Annotated in this window: 24 protein-coding genes; 6 read left to right on the forward strand and 18 right to left on the reverse strand. The window is 65.2% G+C overall.

Annotation, left to right across the window (positions count from 1 at the left end; all coding sequences use genetic code 11):
* The first annotated feature begins 60 nt into the window (after positions 1–60).
* Together ACZYY4_RS18430 and ACZYY4_RS18435 are read left to right on the forward strand one after the other, a co-directional pair.
* On the forward strand, positions 61–1,683 hold the full coding sequence (locus ACZYY4_RS18430; protein ID WP_463811443.1) for a flavin-containing monooxygenase: 1,623 nt from the start codon (positions 61–63) through the stop codon (positions 1,681–1,683).
* A complete protein-coding gene (locus ACZYY4_RS18435) occupies positions 1,683–2,480 on the forward strand; it encodes a mycofactocin-coupled SDR family oxidoreductase (protein ID WP_463811444.1) in 798 nt (265 codons plus the stop codon). The genes ACZYY4_RS18430 and ACZYY4_RS18435 overlap by 1 nt, the downstream gene beginning before the upstream one ends.
* On the opposite strand, the gene ACZYY4_RS18440 is transcribed toward ACZYY4_RS18435, so the two are convergent.
* Both ACZYY4_RS18440 and ACZYY4_RS18445 read right to left on the reverse strand, forming a co-directional pair.
* Positions 2,437–4,083: an FAD-binding protein gene (locus ACZYY4_RS18440; RefSeq protein ID WP_463811445.1), complete on the reverse strand. Its 1,647-nt coding sequence runs from the start codon at positions 4,081–4,083 to the stop codon at positions 2,437–2,439. The genes ACZYY4_RS18435 and ACZYY4_RS18440 overlap by 44 nt on opposite strands.
* A 206-nt stretch (positions 4,084–4,289) precedes the next feature.
* On the reverse strand, positions 4,290–4,904 hold the full coding sequence (locus ACZYY4_RS18445) for a PadR family transcriptional regulator (protein ID WP_463811495.1): 615 nt from the start codon (positions 4,902–4,904) through the stop codon (positions 4,290–4,292).
* 180 nt (positions 4,905–5,084) lie between these two features.
* Between ACZYY4_RS18445 and ACZYY4_RS18450 the strand changes: the two genes are divergently transcribed.
* Positions 5,085–6,632: an FAD-binding protein gene (locus ACZYY4_RS18450; RefSeq protein WP_463811446.1), complete on the forward strand. Its 1,548-nt coding sequence runs from the start codon at positions 5,085–5,087 to the stop codon at positions 6,630–6,632.
* Positions 6,629–7,210, forward strand: coding sequence for a PaaI family thioesterase (locus tag ACZYY4_RS18455; protein WP_463811447.1), 582 nt, complete (start codon positions 6,629–6,631; stop codon positions 7,208–7,210). The genes ACZYY4_RS18450 and ACZYY4_RS18455 overlap by 4 nt, the downstream gene beginning before the upstream one ends.
* 30 nt (positions 7,211–7,240) lie before the next feature.
* On the opposite strand, the gene ACZYY4_RS18460 is transcribed toward ACZYY4_RS18455, so the two are convergent.
* From ACZYY4_RS18460 to ACZYY4_RS18475, 4 genes are read right to left on the reverse strand one after another with little or no spacing between them, the layout of a single operon-like run.
* On the reverse strand, positions 7,241–7,795 hold the full coding sequence (locus ACZYY4_RS18460; protein WP_463811448.1) for a twin-arginine translocation pathway signal: 555 nt from the start codon (positions 7,793–7,795) through the stop codon (positions 7,241–7,243).
* Positions 7,792–8,490, reverse strand: a complete 699-nt coding sequence (locus ACZYY4_RS18465; RefSeq protein WP_463811449.1) for a hypothetical protein — start codon at positions 8,488–8,490, stop codon at positions 7,792–7,794. Before ACZYY4_RS18465 ends, ACZYY4_RS18460 begins: the two co-directional genes overlap by 4 nt.
* Positions 8,491–8,531: 41 nt before the next feature.
* Positions 8,532–8,906, reverse strand: a complete 375-nt coding sequence (locus ACZYY4_RS18470; protein WP_463811496.1) for a hypothetical protein — start codon at positions 8,904–8,906, stop codon at positions 8,532–8,534.
* Positions 8,907–8,965: 59 nt separating this feature from the next.
* Complete coding sequence (locus tag ACZYY4_RS18475; protein WP_463811450.1) at positions 8,966–9,337, reverse strand: hypothetical protein; 372 nt, start codon at positions 9,335–9,337, stop codon at positions 8,966–8,968.
* Positions 9,338–9,503: 166 nt separating this feature from the next.
* On the opposite strand from ACZYY4_RS18475, the gene ACZYY4_RS18480 reads away from it, so the two are divergent.
* Positions 9,504–10,013: an Rv2253/PknI dimerization domain-containing protein gene (locus ACZYY4_RS18480; protein ID WP_463811451.1), complete on the forward strand. Its 510-nt coding sequence runs from the start codon at positions 9,504–9,506 to the stop codon at positions 10,011–10,013.
* Between the two features lie 30 nt (positions 10,014–10,043).
* On the opposite strand, the gene ACZYY4_RS18485 is transcribed toward ACZYY4_RS18480, so the two are convergent.
* From ACZYY4_RS18485 to ACZYY4_RS18520, 8 genes are read right to left on the reverse strand one after another with little or no spacing between them, the layout of a single operon-like run.
* Entirely contained in the window at positions 10,044–11,576 is a 1,533-nt protein-coding gene (locus ACZYY4_RS18485) for an MCE family protein (RefSeq protein WP_463811452.1), read from the reverse strand.
* Positions 11,576–12,772 carry an MCE family protein gene (locus ACZYY4_RS18490; RefSeq protein ID WP_463811453.1) on the reverse strand — a complete coding sequence of 399 codons (1,197 nt, stop codon included), beginning with the start codon at positions 12,770–12,772 and terminating at the stop codon, positions 11,576–11,578. The genes ACZYY4_RS18485 and ACZYY4_RS18490 overlap by 1 nt, the downstream gene beginning before the upstream one ends.
* Positions 12,769–14,259 carry an MCE family protein gene (locus ACZYY4_RS18495; RefSeq protein WP_463811454.1) on the reverse strand — a complete coding sequence of 497 codons (1,491 nt, stop codon included), beginning with the start codon at positions 14,257–14,259 and terminating at the stop codon, positions 12,769–12,771. The genes ACZYY4_RS18490 and ACZYY4_RS18495 overlap by 4 nt, the downstream gene beginning before the upstream one ends.
* On the reverse strand, positions 14,256–15,332 hold the full coding sequence (locus tag ACZYY4_RS18500; protein ID WP_463811455.1) for an MCE family protein: 1,077 nt from the start codon (positions 15,330–15,332) through the stop codon (positions 14,256–14,258). Before ACZYY4_RS18500 ends, ACZYY4_RS18495 begins: the two co-directional genes overlap by 4 nt.
* Complete coding sequence (locus ACZYY4_RS18505) at positions 15,332–16,357, reverse strand: MCE family protein (protein ID WP_463811456.1); 1,026 nt, start codon at positions 16,355–16,357, stop codon at positions 15,332–15,334. Before ACZYY4_RS18505 ends, ACZYY4_RS18500 begins: the two co-directional genes overlap by 1 nt.
* Positions 16,354–17,541, reverse strand: a complete 1,188-nt coding sequence (locus tag ACZYY4_RS18510; protein WP_463811457.1) for an MCE family protein — start codon at positions 17,539–17,541, stop codon at positions 16,354–16,356. The genes ACZYY4_RS18505 and ACZYY4_RS18510 overlap by 4 nt, the downstream gene beginning before the upstream one ends.
* A 12-nt stretch (positions 17,542–17,553) precedes the next feature.
* A complete protein-coding gene (locus tag ACZYY4_RS18515) occupies positions 17,554–18,399 on the reverse strand; it encodes an ABC transporter permease (RefSeq protein WP_463811458.1) in 846 nt (281 codons plus the stop codon).
* A gap of 8 nt (positions 18,400–18,407) precedes the next feature.
* Positions 18,408–19,124, reverse strand: coding sequence for an MlaE family ABC transporter permease (locus ACZYY4_RS18520; protein ID WP_463811459.1), 717 nt, complete (start codon positions 19,122–19,124; stop codon positions 18,408–18,410).
* Between the two features lie 334 nt (positions 19,125–19,458).
* On the opposite strand from ACZYY4_RS18520, the gene ACZYY4_RS18525 reads away from it, so the two are divergent.
* Entirely contained in the window at positions 19,459–19,893 is a 435-nt protein-coding gene (locus tag ACZYY4_RS18525) for a hypothetical protein (protein WP_463811497.1), read from the forward strand.
* Between the two features lie 12 nt (positions 19,894–19,905).
* On the opposite strand, the gene ACZYY4_RS18530 is transcribed toward ACZYY4_RS18525, so the two are convergent.
* From ACZYY4_RS18530 to ACZYY4_RS18545, 4 genes are read right to left on the reverse strand one after another with little or no spacing between them, the layout of a single operon-like run.
* The gene (locus tag ACZYY4_RS18530) at positions 19,906–20,205 is read right to left on the reverse strand and encodes a cytochrome C oxidase subunit IV family protein (RefSeq protein WP_463811498.1); all 300 of its coding nucleotides are present in this window, start codon (positions 20,203–20,205) and stop codon (positions 19,906–19,908) included.
* A 2-nt stretch (positions 20,206–20,207) separates the two neighbouring features.
* Complete coding sequence (locus ACZYY4_RS18535; RefSeq protein ID WP_463811460.1) at positions 20,208–20,783, reverse strand: cytochrome c oxidase subunit 3 family protein; 576 nt, start codon at positions 20,781–20,783, stop codon at positions 20,208–20,210.
* A gap of 20 nt (positions 20,784–20,803) precedes the next feature.
* On the reverse strand, positions 20,804–21,553 hold the full coding sequence (locus ACZYY4_RS18540) for a hypothetical protein (protein ID WP_463811461.1): 750 nt from the start codon (positions 21,551–21,553) through the stop codon (positions 20,804–20,806).
* On the reverse strand, positions 21,550–22,308 hold the full coding sequence (locus ACZYY4_RS18545) for a hypothetical protein (protein ID WP_463811462.1): 759 nt from the start codon (positions 22,306–22,308) through the stop codon (positions 21,550–21,552). Before ACZYY4_RS18545 ends, ACZYY4_RS18540 begins: the two co-directional genes overlap by 4 nt.
* Positions 22,309–22,362: the final 54 nt, after the last annotated feature.

Consider the following 22,362-nt stretch of genomic DNA (forward strand, 5'->3'; position numbering starts at 1 on the left):
TGGTCCGGTGAACGGGAACGCCAGGTTAGGTTCCGGTCGGCCGCCCTAACATGACATCTCGTGGTCACCACCGATCCAGCGCCAACGCCCGACCATGACGTCATCGTCGTCGGGGCCGGGTTCGCCGGGCTCTATGCGATTCACCGATTCCGCGCCCAGGGCCTGTCGGTCCGGGTATTCGAGGCCGGACCCGACGTCGGCGGCACCTGGTACTTCAACCGGTACCCGGGCGCGCGCTGTGACGTGGAAAGTGTCGACTACAGCTACTCGTTCTCCGACGAGTTGCAGCAGGAATGGAACTGGACCGAGAAGTACGCCACCCAGGCCGAGATCCTGCGCTACATCAACTGGGTCGCCGACAAGTTGGACCTGCGCCGCGACATCACCTTCAACACCCGGGTCACCTCGGCGGTTCTCGACGAGGCGACCTTGCACTGGTCGGTGCGCACCGACACCGGCGAGGTTGTCACCGCCCGGTTCTGCGTCATGGCCACCGGTCCCCTCTCGGCGGCGTTGACCCCGAATTTCCAGGGCCTCGACTCGTTCGGCGGCGAGATACACCACAGTGCCCACTGGCCGCACGACGGCGTCGATTTCACCGGCAAGCGCGTCGCCGTGATCGGCACGGGCTCCTCGGGCATTCAGATGGTCCCGGAGATCGCCGGCCAGGCCGAGCAACTCTACGTTTTCCAGCGCACCCCCAACTACAGTGTCCCCGCGGGCAACCGGCCGCTGAGTTCAGAAGAGTTGGCCGAGGTGAAGGCGAACTACGACGAACGCAGGCGGCTGTCCTGGCGCAGCGGCGGCGGCTCCCCCTACATCGGCATCAGCAAGAACACGATGGAGCACTCTCCCGAGGAACGCCGCGCGGCATTCGAGAAGCGGTGGCAGCTCGGCGGTGTGCTGTTCAGCAAGACCTTCCCCGACCAGATGACCGACCCGGAGGCCAACGAGGAGGCCAAGAAATTCTTCGATGAGAAGATTCGCGCCGTCATCGACGACCCGGAGGTCGCCGATCTGCTGATCCCCACCGACCACCCGATCGGCACCAAGCGGATCTGCACCGACAGCAATTACTACCAGAGCTTCAACAGGCCCAACGTGGAGCTGGTCAGTGTCCGCAAGACGCCGATCGCATCCATCGACGATGCCGGAATCAACACCACCGCAGCGCATTACGATCTGGACATGATCGTGCTGGCGACGGGCTTCGACGCGATGACCGGCACACTGGGCAAGATCGACATCGTCGGGCGCGGCGGTGCGATGTTGCGCGACGGCTGGGCCGATGGCCCGCGGACCTACTTGGGTTTGGGCGTGGACGGCTTCCCCAACCTGTTCCTGGTCTCGGGGCCGGGCGCGCCGGCGGTGCTGGCCAATATGGTGCTGCACGCCGAGGCGCATGTGAACTGGATCGCCGATTGCATCTCCTACCTCGATGAGCACGGGTACCTCGGTATCGAGGCCGAGTCGGATTCGGTGGAGGACTGGATCGCAGAATGCGCTCGGCTCGCCGACGCAACCCTGTTCACCAAGGCCGACTCGTGGTATCTGGGCGCCAACGTCGAAGGCAAGCCCCGAGTCTTCATGTTGTTCATCGGTGGCTTCGCCGTGTACAACGACATCTGTGACGACGTGGCCGACGCCGGGTATCGGGGTTTCCAGTTGATCAAGGCGTGCTGATGCGTCTCTTGGACCGGGTCGCGGTGGTGACCGGAGCCGGCCGCGGCTCCGGGCGCTCCCATTGCGCGCGGATGGCAGAAGAAGGCGCGGACATCATCGCCCTCGATACGCCGGCTGCCGCCGAGGATCTTCGCGTCACCGCCGCCGAGGTGCAGCGCCACGGTCGGCGCTGCGTCACCGGGCTGGCCGACGTCCGCGATCTCGACGCACTGGTCACCACGATCGATGCCGGGGTGACCGAACTCGGCCGGCTCGACGTCGTCGTCGCCAACGCCGGCATTCACCTGCCCGGCGCCCCCGCCTGGGAGTTGACCGCCGAGGCGTGGCAGCAGACCTTCGACATCAACCTGACGGGGGCCTGGCACACCGTCAAAGCCGCGGTGGGCCACTTCGGCCCCGACGGCGGGTCGATCATCATCATCAGCTCGACCTCCGGGCTGCGGGGCGAACCCAACGGTTCCCATTACTCGGCGAGTAAGCACGCGCTGGTGGGCCTGGCCCGGACGTTGGCCAACGAGTTGGGGCCTAAGCGGGTGCGGGTGAACACGGTGCATCCGGGCGCGGTCGGCACGGCGATGGTGTTGAACGAGGCCACCTTTGCGCGGCTGTGCCCGGATCTGGAGAACCCGACCGCCGAGGACGCCGCGGCCGTGCTGGCCGCGCGCCACCTGTTGCCGGTGGGTTGGGTCGACCCCGTCGACATCAGCAACGCCGTGCTGTTCCTGGCCTCCGACGAAGCTCGCTACATCACCGCTACCCAGTTGGTGGTGGACGCCGGACTGACCGAGAAGGTCTGACAGCGGATTCGGAGCCCAAGGTGCGGGCCGCGTCGACACCCGCGCGGCGCCCGCTGAAGATGCAGTCGGCGATGGACAGTCCACTGACGTAACTGTTCGAGCAGATACCCACCGCGTTGCGTCCCGCCGCGTACAGGCCAGGAATCGTCGCACCGTTGCGGTCAACTACGGCCCCGGTCCGTTCGGAAACGACGAGGCCTCCCAAGGTCAGGCCTGGAATGGGATAGAACATCGACGAATCGGCCGAGATGTTGATCGAGTAGAACGGCCCGGCCGACAACGGCGAACACAGGCTGGGCTCCTTGCGCGCTGGATCGCCGTCCCCACTGGTGATTCCATCGTTGAAGGCGTCGACGGTGCGGCGCAATCCCGCGGGGTCGATGCCGTTCTTGCGGGCGATCTCCTCGACGGTTGCGGCCTTCTTGTGTCCGGCGGTGAACAGATAGAGCAGTTGTAGGCGCTGGAACACCTTCGTCTGCTCACGAACCTGACTCTTGATCTTCTTCCAGGTGCGATCGTCGTAGATGGCCCACCCGGTCCCGCCGAACTCGCGCATCAGCACGTTGCCGTGGGTGGCTCCGTAAAGATCTTCATTGGCGATGCGCCGCCCGTCCGCGCCGACGGTGAGACCTTCCAGGAATGCGCTCGGCGGCGCCAAGAACCGCCACGCGGTGACGTTGCCCATCTTGGCGGCCACCCCGCCGGCTTCCAGGCCCAACGCGATTCCGGTGCCGTCGTCACCACTGGTGCCCAGCGGTGAGATCTTCATGAACTGCGGCGCATACTCCTGCATCCACTGCCGGTTGTACACGAACCCGCCCGCCGCCAGAACGACTGTGCGCCCGAATGCTTCGTTCTCTACCGCAGCGTCCGACCACAGTCGCTCGGCTCGGGCGACAACACCCCGGACGACCCCGGGCAGCCAGTTACCCACCTTCCCGGTGACTTTGGTGAGCGCTGAGTGCTGGCGCCTTTTCGGATGGCTGGGATCCATGCCCCGGTACCGGACACCGGTTATCCGGCCGTGGCTGTCCGTGATGAGACTGTGCACGCGTGCCAGCGGAATGACCTCAACCCCTTTGGATTCCGCGGACCGCCGCAGGTTCTCGAACAAAACCTTGCCAGAACTCATGCCGGGTGCCAGCACGCGATGGCCACGTGGCGCGGGCCGCGCGTGTTCGACGTAGGGATATGCCTTTTCGTTGCCGGAGTAGTACAGGTAGAAATCGTCGGTCGGGTAGGACGTCTTGTACGACGACACCGCACCGCCCCGGAACGGGACCCCCTGCGCTTTGAGCCACTCGATCAGTGCCGGGCTCTGCTGGCAGAATCGCGCGAGTGTCTCGTCAGAGACGGCATCGCCGACCTCCTGCTTGAGGTAGTCCAGCATGTCCTCGACACTGTCGGAGTAGCCCCCGGCATGCTGTTCTTCGGTTCCTCCGCCGGCGTAGACGATTCCTCCCGAAAGCGCCGTCGCGCCGCCGCCGTAGCCTCGGTCCAGCACAAGCACGCGCGCACCGTGGTCGGCGGCCTCGATCGCGGCCGCGGCACCGGCGGCGCCGAATCCGATCACGATGACGTCATATTCCGGGCTTGATGGCATCGGCTTTCCCGTCGGTGAGATCGGCTGGTGAGTGAAGCTCTCGTCGTCCGTAGTCACCGAACCGACTTGATCTGCTTGGCGACCAACGAGTGGTGCGTCGGGCGGATGTCCCCTCGCGACCGAGAGCAAGTCTGCTTCTGCCGTGCGGTGGGCCGCGACCCCGTGTCCCGGTCAGCGGTCAGCCGTCAGCCGTCAGCCGTCAGCCGTCAGCGGTCAGCTTGTTCGGCCTTGGTCTTGGTCTCGTATTCATCCCAGTATTCGCGCATGGGCCAAGGGGTCCCGCCTTCAGCGGCCTTCGTCGCCTCGGCGAAAGCCGCATCGGCTTCGTCGAGATCCTTGATCAAGGTCAGCGCCAACTCGCGTTCGGATGCGTAGTAACGCTCGGCCCATTGCAATGCAATCCTGGCGTAGGCCCAGGCCGGTTGATCTGCGGTCACCCGCGCTTCGATCGCCGCACTGCGCTGCATCTCGTCGACATTGGCGATGTGTTCCTGCAGGAGTTCCTTGAGCCGGCCGGGCTGGCTGAGATGCCCGAAGGTAACCCGCAGCAACGCGGTGTGTTTGAGCATCGGCGGCTCTAACGGTGCCTCGTTGGTCCATCGGGTGACGGCCGCCAGACCGGCTTCGTTGATCTTGTAAAGCCGCTTGCTGCGCATGGTGTCACCGTTGTGCACACGAGACGTCAGCAGTCCCAGCTGTTCCATCTTCTTCAGCTCGGAGTAAATCTGGCTGTAGGCCGGAACCTGATAATAGAATCGGACGACCCAGTTGATCCATTTCTTGATGTCATAGCCGGACAACTCGTCCCCACCCGACAACATGCCCAGCAGCGCCCAGCTCGTCGCAGACAACTTCGGCCTGTCGGGTGTTGCATCCACTACAAAAGGGTAGCAACGCGTACTGCCATCAGGCCCGCTTGCAACCGCTGACCGGGAGCAGTCGTTCCCGGACCGTGCCGCGGCGGCCACAGTAGGAACTACCGTGCACAGTGAAGGAGGAGCATGTCGGGCTACGACGAACTCGTCGATGTAGTGGTCGTCGGCTCCGGCGGCGGGATCACCGGCGCCTATACCGCAGCACGGGAAGGGCTTTCGGTTGCGCTGATCGAGGCAGCCGATAAATTCGGTGGCACCACAGCATTCTCCGGCGGCGGTGGGATGTGGTTTCCCTGCAATCCGGTGCTGAATCGCGCCGGCAGCGACGACGCCCCCGAGGCGGCATTGACCTACTTCCACGCGGTAGTCGGCGATCGCACGCCCCGCGACTTGCAGGATGCCTACGTGCGGGGCGGCGCACGGCTGATCGAATATCTCGAAGCCGACGCTCACTTCGAGTTCACCGTTCTACCGTGGCCCGACTATTTCGGTCGAGCACCCGGCGCGCGGTCCGACGGTCTGCGCCACATCGTGCCCGCACCCCTGCCGGCGGCCGCACTCGGCCCGCACGCGGATCACGTGCGCGGCCCGCTGGACACCGAACGGCTGGGGGCCCCCGCGCCCGACGTCCTGACCGGCGGGCGCGCGTTGATCGGCCGGTTCCTCGCCGCACTGCGCCAGTATCCGGACGCCTCAGTGCATCTGAGCTCTCGACTGATCGATCTGATCACCGAGAACGATGCGGTCGTGGGCGCTGTCGTGCAACGCGGCGATGACCGGGTGCGCATCGGCGCCCGGCGAGGCGTACTGCTGGCGGCGGGCGGCTTCGAACACAATTCACGGATGCGCACCCATTACGGTGTCCCGGGCCGCGCCGACGACACCATGGGGGCCCCGGCCAACACCGGCACCGCGCATGAGGCCGCCATCCGTGCCGGTGCGGACACCGACCTGATGGATCAGGCCTGGTGGTCGCCGGGACTCACACACCCGGACGGCCGCTCGGCGTTCGCCTTGTGGTTCACCGGCGGAATCTTCGTCAACAACCACGGACAGCGCTTCGTCAACGAATCCGCACCGTATGACCGGTTGGGGCGGGCGGTGATCGATCAGATCACCGTCGGCGCCATGGAGTTGCCGTTCTGGATGGTCTACGACGACCGGGAGGGCGAGGTGCCCCCGGTCAAAGCGACTAACGTGTCGATGGTGGAGACGGCACGCTACCGCGATGCGGGTCTGTGGCACACCGCCGATTCCCTCGAAGGCTTGGCCCGTGCCATCGGGGTGCCACCTGCCGCCCTGGTCGCCACCGTGGCGCGCTTCAACGAAGCGGTGGACCATGGCGTCGACGCCGACTTCGGGCGTGGCGACGAAACCTATGACCGGGCGTTTTCCGGCGGAAAGTCGCCGATGGAGCGCATCGTCAAACCCCCCTTCCACGCTGCGGCGTTCGGATTGTCCGACCTCGGCACCAAGGGCGGGTTGCGCACCGACACCCGCGCCCGTGTCCTCGACACCCGGGGCGAACCGATACCCGGGCTGTATGCGGCCGGCAACACCATGGCCGCCGTAAGCGGCACCACCTATCCAGGCGGTGGCTGCCCGATCGGGGCGTCAATGCTGTTCAGCCACCTCGCCGCCCTCGACATGGCCGCCGGGCACGCCGCCGGATGAGCGACCACTACGAACCACTCACCCAGTCGGTGCGCGACCTGATCGATGCCACCATCCGCTCCGAGGTGGACGCCGACGCCTTCGCGGCCGCCAAGGATCACATCGACCGGGCCAACGAATTGTTGCGCGGGCAGCTCATCCCGGACTCGTTCGGAGTCCGCGCCGCCGAAGAAGGCCGACCGGTTGCGTGGGGCAATGTCCTGATCGGACTGCGCAACCCGATCGCCCCTCCGTTGGACATCCAGCACGCCCCAGACGGCCGGGTCCACACCGACATCGATCTCGGCGCCCCCTACGAGGGCCCGCCCGGGCACGTCCACGGCGGGGTGGCCGCATTGGTCCTGGACCACGTGCTGGGTGCGACTGCACACCGGCCGGGCTCGCCTGCTTTTACCGGCACGCTGACCCTCCGCTACGTGCGACCGACGCGGCTGGGACGGCTGCGCGCCGAAGCCTGGGTGGATCGGGAGGAAGGTTCGAAAACCTTCGCGGTGGGCCATATTTCCGATTCCGATGGGGTGACTGTCGAAGCCCACGGCGTGTTCATCAGGCCGAGAAGAGACGCTGCCGGCAAGTGAGCGCCCACCGGCTTCCCGGAAACACCACCGTCAGATCGGGTCGAAAGCCGAGATAAGCCACGCGGCATCGACTTTGGACAGGCTGACATTGACAATGCTGGCTACCTGAACGGGGTCGGGCGCAGTCTTGGTCATCGTCGTCTGGTTGAGGAAGACCAACACCCGGGCCGAACCGGGGTGCAGCTCGGCGACGGCCGCCCGCGCCACCGACGCGGTGGTGTGGATCGCCCTCTCCCTGGCCGCCGGCTCCACAACCTCATCGACGAACTTGCTGTAGTAAGCCAGGAAGTCGCCCGTCAGGTGCGACTTCGCGGCCGCGAGATCGCCCTCCAGCTGATCCGGCGTGTACGACAACAACGCCACGCTACCGTCGGACGCCGCGGCGATCACCGCCTTCGCGGCGGTATCACCGGTATGTTGGTCGACTCGATACTGGCCGAAGTACAACCCGATGCTGGCGGCGGTAGAGGCCACCACCAACAGTGCCATGCCGATATTCGACCAATGGGACATCGCTCGCCGCGCCCAGCTGCGGCGGGTGCTCGCCGTCGCGTCCTCGATGCCCTGAATATCGTTGGTGGTCATGGGATGAACTCCATAGTCGACATCTTGAGCTGTCCGTCATCTCTGACCAGATGGACGCTCAGCCGCCAGGTGCGGGGCTCCTCTTCGGCGCCGGCCGCATTGGTGACGGTGGACTTGGCAGCCACGAGCACGACCGCCGTGTCGTCGGTCATCGAATCCACGGCCGCATCCTGCACGGTCGTCGTGGTGGAGACCTTCGCCTGCTGCGCCGTCTTGACGAAAGCCTCTGCCGCGTTCTGAAACTCGTCTCTGAACGCGCCGGTGGAACTGTCGATGATGCGCTGCGCGTCGTCCTTGGCGTTGGCGGCATCGATGGACATCAGCGTGACGACCACTTGGCGTGCCGCGGCGGTGAACTCCCCGGCGAGCTGTTGCTGATGCATGGCCTCTCGGTGGTGCCTGATCATCACGACTGCGAGGCCAAGCTGAACGGCCACGCAGAGGAGGGCGATCCCGAAAAGGACAGTCCTGCGTCTCGGACCCCGCCACCGGCGCGCCCCAGCTGCCGAAGACGACTCGGCCTCTGGTTCCTCCGGCTCCGCCGGCTCAGTGGCACCGGCCTGCTGTTGCAGCCGGATCGCCTGGGCCCGAGCACGAGCAGCATCGGCCAGCGCCTCGGCTTCGGCGGCAGCCGCCTCGGCTTCTTCGACGAGGGCAGCCACGTCGGCATCGATCAGAGAGTTCACTTCTGGCATGACATCCTCCCGTCCGTGTCCTTGTCCATCGCGGTGCCCGCTCACCAATGCCGTATCGAACACAGCGCACCCTTGGCGCCGCTGCTCGAATTCACCACGACACCGTCCACCGCGAGCGTGCAATGAAAGTTGGGTGTCTCCGGCGACAGCCCACTGGTGGCGGTGACCATTGCCCAATGATCCGGGTCGGCCAGCATGACGTCGTGGGTCCAGGGCTGGCCCGGCCCCACCCGAGCTTCGATCTTGGGGCTGAATTGGTACGGGTTGTGGCTGTAGTCCGCCCACGAGGGCGGGTCGGTGTCCCGGAAGTAGATGTCGGCGGTGAAGGCGCTGTCCGCCGTCACGACGTACTGCACCTGATGCGGCACGGCTTCCTCAGCATGCGCGGGCACTGACGCCAGTGCCAGCGGCGCCATCAGCATGATTGGCGCCAGCCACAGCACGGCCCGCCTGACATCCACCGTCACCCCGAGATTCATGTATCACCACGAACCCAGCGCGTCTCGCCGTCGATCGCCAGGCAGCTGAGAAACAGTCCGTCCGGTGCCTGCGCGACCCCGTTCTCGAAGCCCCCGCAGGTGGCGTTCTCGTCTTTGATCCCGTACATCGACGGGGAGCGGAAGTATCGGGGCTCGTACCGCCGCGGCGACCCGCAGAAGACCAGCCGGCCCCACGACGTCGTCCCGAACACGAAGTGGGTGGTTTCCGAGCACGGGGCCCCCAGCACGACGCCTCCGGTGATACCGGGGACGCATGACGGTTCGTTGCACGCCGACGGTTCGGCGGCCGCGGGCGCGAGAGGCGCACCGGCGAGCAACGCCACCACTGCCACCAGGGTCCATCGCACGGCGGCAGCTTAAGCACTGCGGCGACCGATGCGATCCGCAGTTCCCTCTGAGTGGACGATTTCGTTTCCGGCCCGCTCAGTGGACGGATGGGTGAGCAGCTCCCGTCGTGGGTGCTAACGTCCTGCACCCGAGTGGGCACCGCCCGACGTGTTGAGGAGCAGAGGAATGCGTAGACCTGGCGCGCTGGCGAGTGTCATGGCTGCGGCCTCGCTCGTGGGGATGGGCAGCTGCCCACCGGCTTCCGCGGAAGGGGACTGGGGCCTCAACGGCACCTATACCGCGACGTCGAACGGCGAATGGGCCAAGAAGAACGACATCATGCTCGACGAGGCGAGCGTCCGGAGCACCTGGACCATCACGACGGTGTGCAGCTACCCCACCGAGTGCACCGGGACCGTCACCAGCGACTGGGGCTGGAGCGCCCCGATCTACCAGAAGAGCGGTGTCTGGTATGTCAAACGGGCCGTGGAGAACTGGGAACCGTGCCCGGACGGTTCGGCCGGGCCCGGGCTACAGATCTTCAGGTTCTCCCGCCCGGGGGCCTACGACATCGGAGTCGATCCGACGTCGACCACCCTGGTCGGCGAAGATCAGACGACCGGTGCCAGCGGCACCTGCGGTATCAGCAGGCCGCTCTTCATCACCATGCCGTTCAAGCTCGTCAAAACGGGGTGACGGATCCGGCCGATCCATCGCATCCCGCACTCACGTCGGGAATAGCTCCTGCCACGACCGGGATTCGGCGCCGGTCACCAGGTCGGCCTGCCGGTACACCATGCCGTCGGGGGTGGCGTACTGGCCCGTTCGCGGGTTGTAGGTGGCGATCGCAACCGATGGACCCGAGGCTCCCCCGCCGCTGAACGAACTGGGCGCGGCAGCCGTACCCGGCGCCGGCGATGCTCCGTTCGGCGCGGCAGGAACTTTCGCGGGCATCGGCGTGCCCTCCGGCGGGCCGAAGATCTGGTCACCGAAGTCGACTCGGTCATCAGGCGGGATCCCCTGCGCGATGAGGTTCGGGTCGATCGGGTAGGGGCCGGTCATGTGCTGGCGCATCGCCAACGGCTCAAACGGCTTGTCGCTGTTGCAAATTTCAACGGTCGGCGCCCGCTTTCCGGGATTGCCCATGCACGGGTAGTTGCGGGCCCCGCGAACCCCGATCGGTGAATCCTGCGGCAGCTTGCAGTACAACCCGTCCGGTGTGTCTATCACCGTGGTGTCCTCCGGCGATCGCCACGAGGACGGCGGCAGGAACCCGACCGTGCATGCCGGCGGATCGCTCATGGAAAGCGTGAAGTCGCCCAACGACATTCCGGTCGGATTGTTCTTCGGTGCCCCGTACGACTGGGTAGATGCGACGACGGGTGGAAAGAGCACCAAGAGCTGCTCGATCGACGGGTGATAGGTCACCGCGACCTGCCCGATGGTGGTGAGGTTGGCCAGCAGTACGGGCAGCGTGGGTTTGATCTGGTCGAGGAGACGCGTCGCCTGATCTACGGCCCCCGGCGAGTTCTGCAGCAGAGTCCGCACCTGCGGGTCGTTGGTGACCAACTGTTCGCTGATCCCGGCGAGGCTGCGCGTCCACGTCCCGATCGCATCGACGGAATTCGCCTGGCCGTCCAGCAGCGGGCCGCTGTCGTCGATGAGCGCCCGCGCCTGATCGGCAGCGGCGCTCATGTCGCCGATAAGTCGCGACGAGGAGTCCAGCAGCGACCCGAACTCGTATCCCGATCCGTTGAACCCGTGGAATGTTTCGTCCAGCAGCGGGCCGATCCTGTCCTTGGGCACACTGGCGATCAGTGCGCTCACCTGATCCAGCATCGGGCCGACGGGCTGCGGAAGGGAGGTGTTGTCTTTGGTTATGACCGAGCCGTCGGCGAGGTACGGACCGGACCCGGTGCGGGGCATCAGGTCCACATACTGTTCGCCGACCGCCGAGACGCTGAGTACAGCCGCCTGCAGATCCGCCGGGATCTTCGGGGAGGTGTTCAACGACAGCGTTGCCACCGCGCCCTCGCGCGTGGGCCGCACATCGGTGACTTTACCGACCTGCACGCCGCGGTAGGTCACGTTGGAGAACTGGTAAAGCCCGCCGGTGCCTTGCAGTTCCAGCTTCACTGTCATGCGGCCGATACCGAGCAGGGTGGGCACCTGCAGGTAGACGATGGCCATCACTCCCATACCGATGACCGATGCGATCGAGAAGACGATCAGTTGGATGCGTACGAGGCGGGTCAACATCAGCTGCCACCCCCGGGCGCAGGTTGAGCCTCGGCTGCCGACGGCGTGTCATCCAGGGGCGGCAAGGTGGCGACCGCGGTCGGCGGAGCGGTAACCGGTGCTTTCAGCGGGTCTTTGCTGTAGGTGGTGTACCACGGGTCTCCGGGCGCCGGCACCAGTTCGGCACCCTCCTTTCCCCACCTGGTGCCCAGCATCAGACCGCGCTTGAGCCGGGGAATGGTGAAGTCGAAGGTGATGAACTCGTTCAAGTAGTCCCCCCGGATCGCCCGGTCGATGAAGTTCTGCGGATAGGGATAGGTCGGGGCGTAGGCCAGGACGGTGCCGAGGTTGGGTCCGACGTCGGCAAGGGCGCGGATGGTCGGCTCCAAGTTCTGCAGGTTTTTGACCAGATCGGCTTGAGTGGCGTTGATCAATCCGGTGGCCGTGTTGCTGAACACGCGGAATCGGTCCAGCGCCGCGGTGATGGTGGGCCGCTCGGTGATCAACACATCCAGTGCGGGTGGGATCCGCTTCAAGGCCGCAGTGATGACGCCATGTTGGCCGGCCATGGTGGCGGCCAACCTGTTCAGCGCCGTGATGGACGCGTTGATGTCGTCACGTTGCGCGGCGAGCATGCCGACGAAGTCGTTCAGCCGCGTCAGCAGATCGCGGATGTCGCCCTCACGACCGTTCAGCGCCGCGTTGAACTCACTGACGATCTCGCCGACCTTCCCCAGTCCGCCGCCGTTGACGATGACCGCCAGCGAAGACAGCGTCTGTTCGGTGGAGGGATAGGTTGCCGAGCGGTTCAGCCCCAGGGTGGCTCCGGGTTCGAGCCTGCCGGTGGGTGATTCGCCCAGCGGCGGGTTCAATGCCACGTGCATCGAGCCCAGCAGGCTGGTCTGCCCTACCGCGGCGATCGCGTTGGCCGGTACCACGACATCGGGCCGCACCGAGATCTCGAGGTCGGCGTGCCAGTCCCGTATCGTCATCTTGCCCACGCTGCCGACGACGGCGTCGTTGATCAGTACGGGCGAATTCGACTCCAGGGTGCCGATATTGGCGATCTCGACATGGTAGGTCGTCGCGTCTGAGCCGCGCCCCACTGTGCCCGGCAGCGGCAGCGAGTTCAATCCGTCGAACGTGCATCCGGTCGCGCTCAACGCAACTGCCAACACCGCCGTCGTCATCCGAAACAGCGACCGACGGCCCATCACGATGTCCCTCCGGTGGACTGCGACGGTCCGGGCGAGGACAGCGCTGCGTCCGGCAGCAGCAGGTCCGGCAGACTGGTCGGCGTCTGGGGCGGCGGACTTCCCGCAGGCCCAGGTGCGGGCGCTCCCGGTGGAATCGGCGCATTCGGAAACAATGCCGGCGACGGGATCGCGGGCAAGCCGTTGGGTGCGTATAGTCCCGGGGCCCCGGGAGGCGGTGGGGCCGCCGGCGCGTTCGCCCCCGCATATGCGGACACCGCGGGCGGGATTCCCGGCGCCGGAGGACTGCTGCCGTCGCCGCCCGGTGCCAACCTCTGCTCCGAATACACCAGGTTTTCCGGGCTCGGCGACTTGCGCAGGTAGGCGTTGAACGGGAATGGCAGCCCGTTGAAGCTGATCAGTCGTAGTGCGGGCCCGAGGTACTGCGCGCACAGCTTGGCGGTCTCCGGCGCGGTGGCGTTCTTCACCGCTCCGATGGCCGAGCACACCAACTCCACCGGGTTGGCGAAGTTCGCCATCGCGAACGCCCCGACGGCAGTTCCGCTGTCCGGGCTGTAGATGTTGTAGCCGTTGGCGATCGCGTTCGGCGCGACGTGAAAAAGGTTCTCCAAGACCATGCGGTTGTCGGCAATGTTGCGGGTCACGTTGCCGAGCCGCTGGATCTGCTCGGCGGTCTGGTCCCTGCTCCCCGCGATGAACCGATCGACTTCGCCGACCGCAACCGACAGGTCGGTCAGCGCGGAGTCCAGATCGGACCTGCTGCCGTCCACGACGGTGGTCACGCTCGCGAGTCGGTCCTGGAACGCGACGATCTGGGTATTGCTGTCACGCAGTGCTGCGACGAAGACCTGAAGGTTCTTGATGATGTCGACGATGTTTCCGCTGCCATCTGCGAGCACCCGGCTCACCCCGGACAGTTGCGAGATTGTCTCCCGCAGCTTGGGCCCATTGCCGTCCATGGCATTGGCCGCACTGTCGATGAACTTTCCGAGGGAGGTGGCCGATACATCGCCGGTCGGCCCCAGATCCGTGGCCAGCCGCATCAATTGTTCTTTCACCTGGTCCCACTCAACGGGTATCGCGGTGCGCTCCACGCCGATCACCGCTCCGTCGGGCATGGTCGGGCCACCGGCTGCGCCGTCTGCTTCGTAGGCCGGCGTGAGCTGCACATACCGCGCTGAGATGAGGTTCTGAGCCACGATGACGGCGCTCGCGTCCGCCGGGATGGGCACGTCGTGGTCGACGGCGAGCGTCATCTTGGCCTGGGTGCCCTGCGGTTCGATGGACTTGACGGTGCCCACCTTGACCCCCAGGACCCGCACGTCGTCGCCGGGGTAAATCGCCGTGGCGGAGGTGAAATACGCCGTGATGGTCTTCTGGCCGAAGAACATCTGGTGCGCCACGAACACCGCACTCACCGCCACCAGCCCAGCCAGGATTGCCAACGCCACCCTGGTGGACCACAACCGACGGACGATCCTCATCGTCATCCTCCGGGAATAGCGTTGTAGGGGAACGGGAATTCCGCCCGCGGACCGGCATTGTCGGGTGGCTGGCCGGCGTTGACGCCGCGCCGGAACCCGAAGACGTAATCGAGGAACGGTTGCAGAGCTTGCGCAGGTAGCAGGTTGCCGACGAAGGCGTTGTAGTAGAAGCCGTTGTTCACCGACTCGCCCTGCGTCACCATGTACTTCGCCAAACCCTTCATGGCCTTGGCGATGTTGTCACTGTTGCGCTCCAGCATGGCCGTCACCGAATTCAGCCGCTCCAGGGTCGGCGCCAGCTCCTTTTCGTTGTCGGCCACCATGTTCGAGATCTGCTGGGAGAGTGCGGAGGTGTTGGCGAGCAGGTTGACGATCGCGTAGCGGCGTTGATTCAGCACACCCATAAGGTCGTTGGCATTGAGGATGAGCGCATTGACCTCTTGGCTGCGCTGCGACACTATTCGGCTGACCTCGGATGCGCTCTTGAGCAGACTGGCCAGCGACTCGTTCCTGCTGTTCAACATCTGCGACAGTCGGCCCAGGCCGTCGAATGTCGGACCCAATTGCGGTGCGATCCGGTCGATCGTCTCTGACAACGTGTCCAGAGATTGATTGATCGACCCGGTGTCCGTTCCCGCGGTGTTGGTGGTGAAGTCGGTGACCGCATCGGTGAGTGAGTACGGCGAGGACGTACGGGATACCGGAATGACATCCAGCGCATGCATGGTGCCGCTGCCCGCCGGTTCCAGAGTGAGCATCCGCTCGCCCAGCACCGTCCCCGTCCTGATGTGAGCGGTGGTGCTCGAACCAAGACGCACCTTGGTGTCGAGGCTGAAGGTGACCAGTGCTTTGCCATGGCGCAGCGCGACGTCGGAGACGTTCCCCATCGTCACACCGGAAACTTTGACGTCATTGCCGACAGTCAGCCCACCGGCTTCGGCGAACACCGCCTGGTACCGGATGGAGGTGGCCATCGACAACAACTGCTGCGGCCGCAGGCCGACGATGATGACGAGCACGACGAGCACCGACCCGATGAGGCCGGCCCGAATCAGATTGGATCCTTGGTATTTCAGCATCAGGGCTCGCTGCACCTTCCGGTGTCCTGCTTGATCCAGGGGAAGACGGCGGTCCGGCCTTCCAGGTCGCTGACCCGGATGGCTATTCCGCAGAGGTACTGGTTGATGAAGCTGCCGTACGCGCCGAGCCGGACGATCTTCCGATAGTTTTCCGGCGCCTTCTGCAGCGAAAGATCAAGGCGTTGCTTGTCCTCGTCGAGCAACGGCGCCAACCTGTTCAGTTGGTCGATGCTGCCGGCCAGCGGTGTACGCGCCTGGGTGAGTAGGCCCGCCAACGACGCCGTCCCCTTGTCCAGCGCTGTTATCGCCTCAGCGATGGGATCGCGCTCCCGGGACAGGTCGGTGACGAGGTGCTCGAGGCGTTGGACCGCACCGGAGAACTTGTCACCGTCCTTGGCGACCGTGGCCACCACCACGTTGAGGTTGTCGATCAACTGCTGCACCGTTTGTCCGTTGTCGGCCAGCTCCTTGGAGAAGGTCGAGGTCTTGAACATCAGCGACTCCACGTCGCCGCTCTGGCCCTGCAGGATGTGGATCAGTGAGTTGGTCAGCGCGTTGACGTTTTGTGGGTTCAAGCCCTGAACTACCGGCTTCAGCCCACCCAACAGCAGATCCAGATCCAGCGCCGGTTCGGTGCGGTCGACCGGGATCCGCGATCCGGACGGTTGGATCCTGGTCGGGCCGGGGCTGTCCAGCAACTCGAGGTAGCGGTTGCCGACCAGGTCGAGGTATCGCACCGCGACCTTGGTGGCGGTGGTCAGCCGAACCCGCTGGTCAGCATCGAAGCTCACCAGCACCGTGTTGTCCGACTGCAGCGAGACACGGCGGACGGTGCCGGCCCGAATCCCCGCTACCCGCACGGAGTCACCGGATCTGAGGCTGGACGCGTCGGTGAACACGGCCGAATAGCTATTCGTCGAACCCGTGCGGTACTGACCGAGGATGACGAACAGGCAACCGCTCAACAGAGCCATCACCACGGCGAAAGCACCGAACTTCGCCGCGGTTAGCCACCGGCCCGTCATCCCGGCTGTCCGATCTGCGCGGTGTTGCGTGGGGGCCCGTCGATCGGGCCGAACAGCACCTGCTTGAGCAGGTCGGAGTTCAACAGCAGCCCCTGATTTCCGTACTGTGCCGGATCAGCCCCGATGTCGGTGACCACGAACGGTGGGCGTTCGCCGAAGCCCACATCCGGGAGGTTCATGCACTGCGGGCCACCGGTCGCGGCGACCTTGGGCAGGTTCTGCGGGTATCGGTAGCGTTCGGTGCCCAGCAGAAATGAATCCAGCAAGTTCACGCCCGGGACCGGCTGAGGGGGGCCCATCGCCAGCTTCTCCAGGCCGGCCAGGCTGCAGGTGATGGCCGGGTGGTACTCGTTGGTCAGGTCGGTGGTGGGTACCAGCAGGCGCATCGCGTCGGTCAGCGGCTGCGCATTGGCCGTCAGCACGTCGTTTCCGATGTCGGCCAGGCCGATTGCCCGCAGCAGCACCGTGTCGAGATCGCGCCGCTTGTCGACGAGGGTATCGCTGACCCGGGTGGTGTTCTCGGCAATCCGGACCAGGTCCGGTGCCGCATCGGCATAGGTGTTGAGTACGAGCGGTGCGGTCGCGATGTCATGACTCAAGTTGGGCCGGCTCGGGTCGAGTTTGGTCAGCAGCCCGTCCAGATCGGTAAGGGTCTGGCCGAGCTTTTCGCCCCGGCCGCTGAACGCCTGCGAGAGTGCGCCGAGGGTCTCGTTGAGCTTCGTGGGTTCGATCTGGGACAGCACCGAGACCAATTGCTGGAAAACCGTGTTGATCTCGACGGTTGTGTGTCGGGAATCCAGCACCTGCCCGGCGTACATCGACTCCTGCGATGGATCGGCGGGCGGGACCAGCTCCACGAATTTGGAGCCGAACACGGTGGTCGAAGCGATATCAACGCCGGTGTTGGCCGGAATGATGTGCAGCTGAGACGGATTCATCGCCAGGTGGACGGCAACCAGCCCGTCGGACAGGTTTTCGATCGAGGAGACCTTCCCCACCTGCGCACCGTGCAACTTCACTTTCGCTTCCGGGTTCAGCACCAGACCCGAACGCGCCGAGAGCACCGTCACGTGTGCTGATTCGGCGCCGCCGCCGCGAAAGAGGTTGACAGTTCCGACAGCGATCACACCGAGCACGACCACGGCGACCAGGCCCGCCAAGGGGCGAACGAGAGAGTTCATCATCGCTGTTCCCCTTCAGCCCGCCAGGTTGAAGTTGCCGTTGGCCCCGTAAATGGCCAACGAGACCGCCAGGGTCACCGAGACGACGACGATGAGCGAGGTTCGCACCGCGTTTCCCACCGCGATACCGACACCCGACGGGCCACCGGCCGCGAAATAGCCGTAGTACGTGTGGATCAGCAAGATGGCCAGGGCCATCAGGACCGCCTGCAGGAACGACCACAGCAGGTCGATCGGGTTCAGGAAGGTGGAAAAGTAGTGGCCGTACAACCCCGGGGATTGTCCCAGTAGGACCACGGTCGTGAATTGGCTGGCGATGAAGGACAAGATGACGGCAATGGAGTACAGCGGCGCGATCACCGTCATCCCGGCAATGATCCGCGTGCTGACCAGGTAGGCGATGGGCCGAATCGCCATACTTTCCAGTGCATCGATTTCTTCGTTGACCCGCATGGCTCCCAGTTGCGCAGTCACGCCTGCACCGAAGGTCGCCGCCAAGCCGATACCGGCGACAATCGGCGCCGAGATACGGACGTTGATGAACGCCGCCAGGAATCCCGTCAGCGCCTCGATGCCGATATTGCCCAGTGAGCTGTAGCCCTGAATCGCCAACGTGCCGCCGGTGGCCAACGTCAGGAATCCGACGATGACGACTGTCCCGCCGATCATCGCCAACGTGCCTGCGCCCATGCTGATTTCGGCGATCAGTCGGATGATTTCTCGTCGGTACCGAGCGGCGGCGAACGGTGCCCCCGCGATTGCCCTCCCGTAAAACAGGAAGTGGTCACCGATGCCTCCCAGCCCGGCGATGGGCTTGCCGACTTCACGCGTCAGGCGCGAATAGACCGTTGAGACCGTCATCGCCGGTCCTACTTCGCCGTCATCTGGATGCCGATGGCGGTCACCACCACGTTGATGACGAATAGCGACATGAACGCATAGACCACGGTCTCGTTCACCGCGTTGCCGACTGCCTTCGCGCCGCCGCCGTTGATCGTCAGCCCGCGATAACAGGCCACCAGCCCGGCGATCAGACCGAACAGCAGCGCCTTCACCGACGAGATGATCAGTTCGGGAACCCCGGTCAGCAAGGTGATGCCGGCCGCGAAGGCGCCGGGGTTGACGTCCTGGACGAACACCGAGAAGAAGTAGCCACCCAGGATGCCGATGATGCAGACCAGGCTGTTGAGCAGCAGGGCCACCAATCCCGAAGCCAGCATGCGCGGTGTGACCAACCGCTGGACAGGGTTGATACCCAGCACTTCCATCGCGTCGATCTCTTCACGGATGGTGCGCGAGCCCAGGTCCGCGCACATCGCGGTGGCTCCGGCTCCGGCCACGATCAGCACGGTCACCATCGGGCCGACCTGAGTGACCGCGCCGAACGCGGCGCCGGCGCCGCTGAGATCGGCCGCACCGAGTTCGCGTAGCAGGATGTTCAGCGTGAAGCTGACCAGCACCGTGAACGGGATGGCCACCAGCAGCGTGGGCATCAGCGACACCCGCGCAACGAACCAGGACTGCTCCAGGAACTCTGCCCACTGAAACGGCCTGCGGAAGACGAACTTCACCGCATCGGCCGACATCGCGAACAGCGCGCCAACGGCTTGGAGGGGCTTCGCCCCATCCCGGCTGAGCAGGGGGCGCCAGGCAGACCAGCCATTCGTCGCCTTGCTGACCACGCGCTTCGACTCCTCGAGAATTGTCACGACCGATCGGGGAGACCGCTCCCCAAGTGGCAACACGATGTCAGTCAAGAGAGACCCAGGACACAGCGATTCCCACTCACCGGGCACACCCGCGCAAAGGTGCGCCGCAGCCGAGGCAAGTGGCCACAGAGCGGGAGAAGGACCTGCCGTCGGCCGGCAGGTCGTGCATCGTCGTAAATCCAGTAGAGGGACGGAGTCAAACGTGAGGGCTGTGAGGGCTTCGGCGCTGAGCGTGGGGCTCGCACTGGCGGCGGCGGCATTCGCACCGGTTGCCCACGCCGACATGGTCCCGGGCAACTACGAGCTGCAACTCACCGGCCGATACGACTTCCACACCTGGGTGTGGGCGATCTCGTCCTGCCCATCCGCATGTGTCAACGTGACCGCGATCCCGCGGCCGGTGGGCAGGGCGTTCTCTTACACCGGCGCCGCCCGACTCGACGGCACCCGGTACACCTTGACCGTTGACGTGCCGGACGGTCTGCGCTGCGGCAACATCTACTACGGCCCCGTCATTCCCACCCACGACGTCTACTCGTGGGATGCGACCACGCTGGCCGGTTCGGTTGACTCCTCCTTCGCGGCGGGCTGCGATGGCGCGCCGGGCGGGACCAACACCTACCCCTTCACGCTCGCGCTGATGTAGTCGAAACCGGGGTCAGAACAGATAGATCACGAAGACCGTTGCGATCAGCGCGATCAGCCAGCCGTCGGTGGCACGCTTCAGCCACCGCGGCGCGGTGTGGACCTCCATGAAATGTCCGATGATCATGCGGGACTTGACGAACGTCAGCGCCAACGCCAGCGCGGTGAGCGGCACACTGGCCTGCACGGAGTGGGTGACATGCGCCGGAGCCAGGGTCCACGATCCGATGGTGATCGCCACCAGCACGATCCAGACCCAGGTCAACGACCGCGCGGAGTCGTCTCGATGTTGCCGGTAGCCGAAGACTGTCATGCTCACCTCATCACGTAGAGCAGGCCGAAGATGATGACCCACAACAGATCCACCATGTGCCAGTAGATCGCTCCCGACTCGATCACCGTCGCCCGCCGCCGGCCGGGGTTACCCAGTTCCCGGGCGACCGCGCCCAGCACGATCAGGCCGATCAACACGTGAACCAGGTGGACACCGGTGATCACGTAATAGAAAGAGAAGAACATGTCGGAGTTGGTGTGCCCGGCGCTGATCTTGGTGGCCCACTCGTAGCCCTTCAGGATCATGAACAACACCCCGCCGGCCCCACCCAGGTAGGTAAGGCGCACCGCCGAGCGATGGTTTCCGGCCCTGGCGGCCAGCACACTGCGGGCCACGAACCAGGAGCTGGTCAGCAATACGACTGTGTTGATCACTCCGATGTTGACGTTGAGATGTTGTTGTGCCGCCAGGAATTCGTCCGGATTCATGGCCCGGTAGATCATGTAGACGACGAAGTAGCCGGTGAAGATGACCAGATCGCCCAGCACCATCACCCAGATGTGGCCGTCGCCCGGCAGCCGCGTCCGCGTTGTGGCCGGGGCGTCAAGTTGCAGCATCAAAGCTTTCCTTCCGGTGCTCAGTCCAGGGCCGGCGAGTCGACCGGCTCACGCACGGCGGCCTGCCGAAGCACCACGATCAGCGCGCCCAGCCACACCGAGAACACCACGACCGCCCACCAGAGGGCGAGCGAGCCGTTCCAGGCGAACGGGCCGGAGTGGAACAGGAACATCTGCGTGGCGATGACCTCGGTGACGACCTGCCAAATTGTCACGTAGCCAAACCATTTCGGGAAAATATCGTTCTTGTCGTACAGGATGGCGATGGCAAGCACGACATAGGCGGCGGTGAAGCAGCCCAGCGAGCCGTTGTAGGACAGCAGGCCCACGTCGTAGAGCAAGCCGATGAGCTCGGGATCGCGGTCGACCCGAAAGGTCGCGGTCAGAAAGCAGGCGCCCACCAGGAGGAATCCGGGCAGGGCGCCGACGCTCATGCCGCCGATGTAGCCGTAGGCGAACACCGACCCCACCGACATCCGTTTCATCTGGTAGGCGACCAGGCCGTTGGTGATCGCCGCGCCGCCCAGCAGGATCAGCAGCACGACGAACCCGATCTGGATGGTCAGATGATGTTCGGCGAAGAACGAGACCTTGCCGGCAGTCGGGACATCCGGTCGCGGCGGCGGCGTCACCCGTGCCAAGAGGCAGATGATGACGCCGAAGACGGCGTACCAGGCCGGGAAAAACCAGGTCAGAAAGCGCACATCGGGTTTGCCGGCCGGGGCGCCCGCTGCGGTGGTGACATACCGGTCGGGGGTCAGGATGCTCACCCGGCCACCACTTCCTCAACGACCCCATCCGCAACGGCCTGGCGCAGCACGGCGCGACGCAGCACGAAGAACATCACCATGACGAATAGCGCGAACGCGCCGTTGCGCAGCCAGAACGACAGCAGCCCGTCCCACGCCAACGGTCCGGTCTGCCATACCGCGGCGCCTACGGCCGGGATCATCGCCACCCCGGTGGCCAGCGAATAGTGTCCGACCCAGCGTGGGAAGACCGGGTCGGGCCCGTCGTCGAAATGCACGGCGGCGGCCAGCAACAGGAACTGTGCCACCACCATCCCGACCGGTGCGATGAACACGATCCAGGCCAGGTCGTTGAGCAGCATGACCAGCTCGGGGTTGCGGTCCGGGCGAAACGCCGCGACCAGAAAGAAGATGTTCGACAGCGCAAAGATGGTGGCGCCGCTGACCACCGCGGTCAGATAGCAGTAGGCGAAGATGTGACTCTGGGTCTTCATGCGCTTCATCTGGACCACGATCACCATGAAGAAGGGCAGCACCATGATCCCGCAGAGGTCGAATGTCACCTGGCTGAACCGGATCCAGTCGGTGTGCTCCGCGTAGAACCGCGCGACCTGCTCGGCGGTCATCGTCGGAGACATCGGCGGCCAGAACCCGGGGAACGCCAGCATCGCCACCACCAGGACGGCGCCCACCGCCGGGCCCGTCCACAAGCTGACCCACTGGGCCTTGATGTTGCCTGCGCTGGGCAGGTCTTGCACTTCTTGGAGAATCTGCACCGAACCCCTCCGACATGACTTGAGTCAGCTTTCTGACAACGGTGCGGCCGGCTG

Source organism: Mycobacterium sp. IDUB_21, assembly GCF_055419425.1.

Excerpts from the sequence above, each read along its gene's own strand:
- ACZYY4_RS18435 (WP_463811444.1), top strand. The coding sequence starts at position 1,683 with ATGCGTCTCTTGGACCGGGTCGCGGTGGTGACCGGAGCCGGCCGCGGC.
- ACZYY4_RS18440 (WP_463811445.1), bottom strand. The coding sequence starts at position 4,083 with ATGCCATCAAGCCCGGAATATGACGTCATCGTGATCGGATTCGGCGCC.
- ACZYY4_RS18445 (WP_463811495.1), bottom strand. The coding sequence starts at position 4,904 with ATGTTGTCGGGTGGGGACGAGTTGTCCGGCTATGACATCAAGAAATGG.
- ACZYY4_RS18450 (WP_463811446.1), top strand. The coding sequence starts at position 5,085 with ATGTCGGGCTACGACGAACTCGTCGATGTAGTGGTCGTCGGCTCCGGC.
- ACZYY4_RS18455 (WP_463811447.1), top strand. The coding sequence starts at position 6,629 with ATGAGCGACCACTACGAACCACTCACCCAGTCGGTGCGCGACCTGATC.
- ACZYY4_RS18460 (WP_463811448.1), bottom strand. The coding sequence starts at position 7,795 with ATGACCACCAACGATATTCAGGGCATCGAGGACGCGACGGCGAGCACC.
- ACZYY4_RS18465 (WP_463811449.1), bottom strand. The coding sequence starts at position 8,490 with ATGCCAGAAGTGAACTCTCTGATCGATGCCGACGTGGCTGCCCTCGTC.
- ACZYY4_RS18470 (WP_463811496.1), bottom strand. The coding sequence starts at position 8,906 with ATGGCGCCGCTGGCACTGGCGTCAGTGCCCGCGCATGCTGAGGAAGCC.
- ACZYY4_RS18480 (WP_463811451.1), top strand. The coding sequence starts at position 9,504 with ATGCGTAGACCTGGCGCGCTGGCGAGTGTCATGGCTGCGGCCTCGCTC.
- ACZYY4_RS18485 (WP_463811452.1), bottom strand. The coding sequence starts at position 11,576 with ATGTTGACCCGCCTCGTACGCATCCAACTGATCGTCTTCTCGATCGCA.
- ACZYY4_RS18495 (WP_463811454.1), bottom strand. The coding sequence starts at position 14,259 with ATGACGATGAGGATCGTCCGTCGGTTGTGGTCCACCAGGGTGGCGTTG.
- ACZYY4_RS18500 (WP_463811455.1), bottom strand. The coding sequence starts at position 15,332 with ATGCTGAAATACCAAGGATCCAATCTGATTCGGGCCGGCCTCATCGGG.
- ACZYY4_RS18505 (WP_463811456.1), bottom strand. The coding sequence starts at position 16,357 with ATGACGGGCCGGTGGCTAACCGCGGCGAAGTTCGGTGCTTTCGCCGTG.
- ACZYY4_RS18510 (WP_463811457.1), bottom strand. The coding sequence starts at position 17,541 with ATGATGAACTCTCTCGTTCGCCCCTTGGCGGGCCTGGTCGCCGTGGTC.
- ACZYY4_RS18515 (WP_463811458.1), bottom strand. The coding sequence starts at position 18,399 with ATGACGGTCTCAACGGTCTATTCGCGCCTGACGCGTGAAGTCGGCAAG.
- ACZYY4_RS18520 (WP_463811459.1), bottom strand. The coding sequence starts at position 19,124 with ATGTCGGCCGATGCGGTGAAGTTCGTCTTCCGCAGGCCGTTTCAGTGG.
- ACZYY4_RS18530 (WP_463811498.1), bottom strand. The coding sequence starts at position 20,205 with ATGACAGTCTTCGGCTACCGGCAACATCGAGACGACTCCGCGCGGTCG.
- ACZYY4_RS18535 (WP_463811460.1), bottom strand. The coding sequence starts at position 20,783 with ATGCTGCAACTTGACGCCCCGGCCACAACGCGGACGCGGCTGCCGGGC.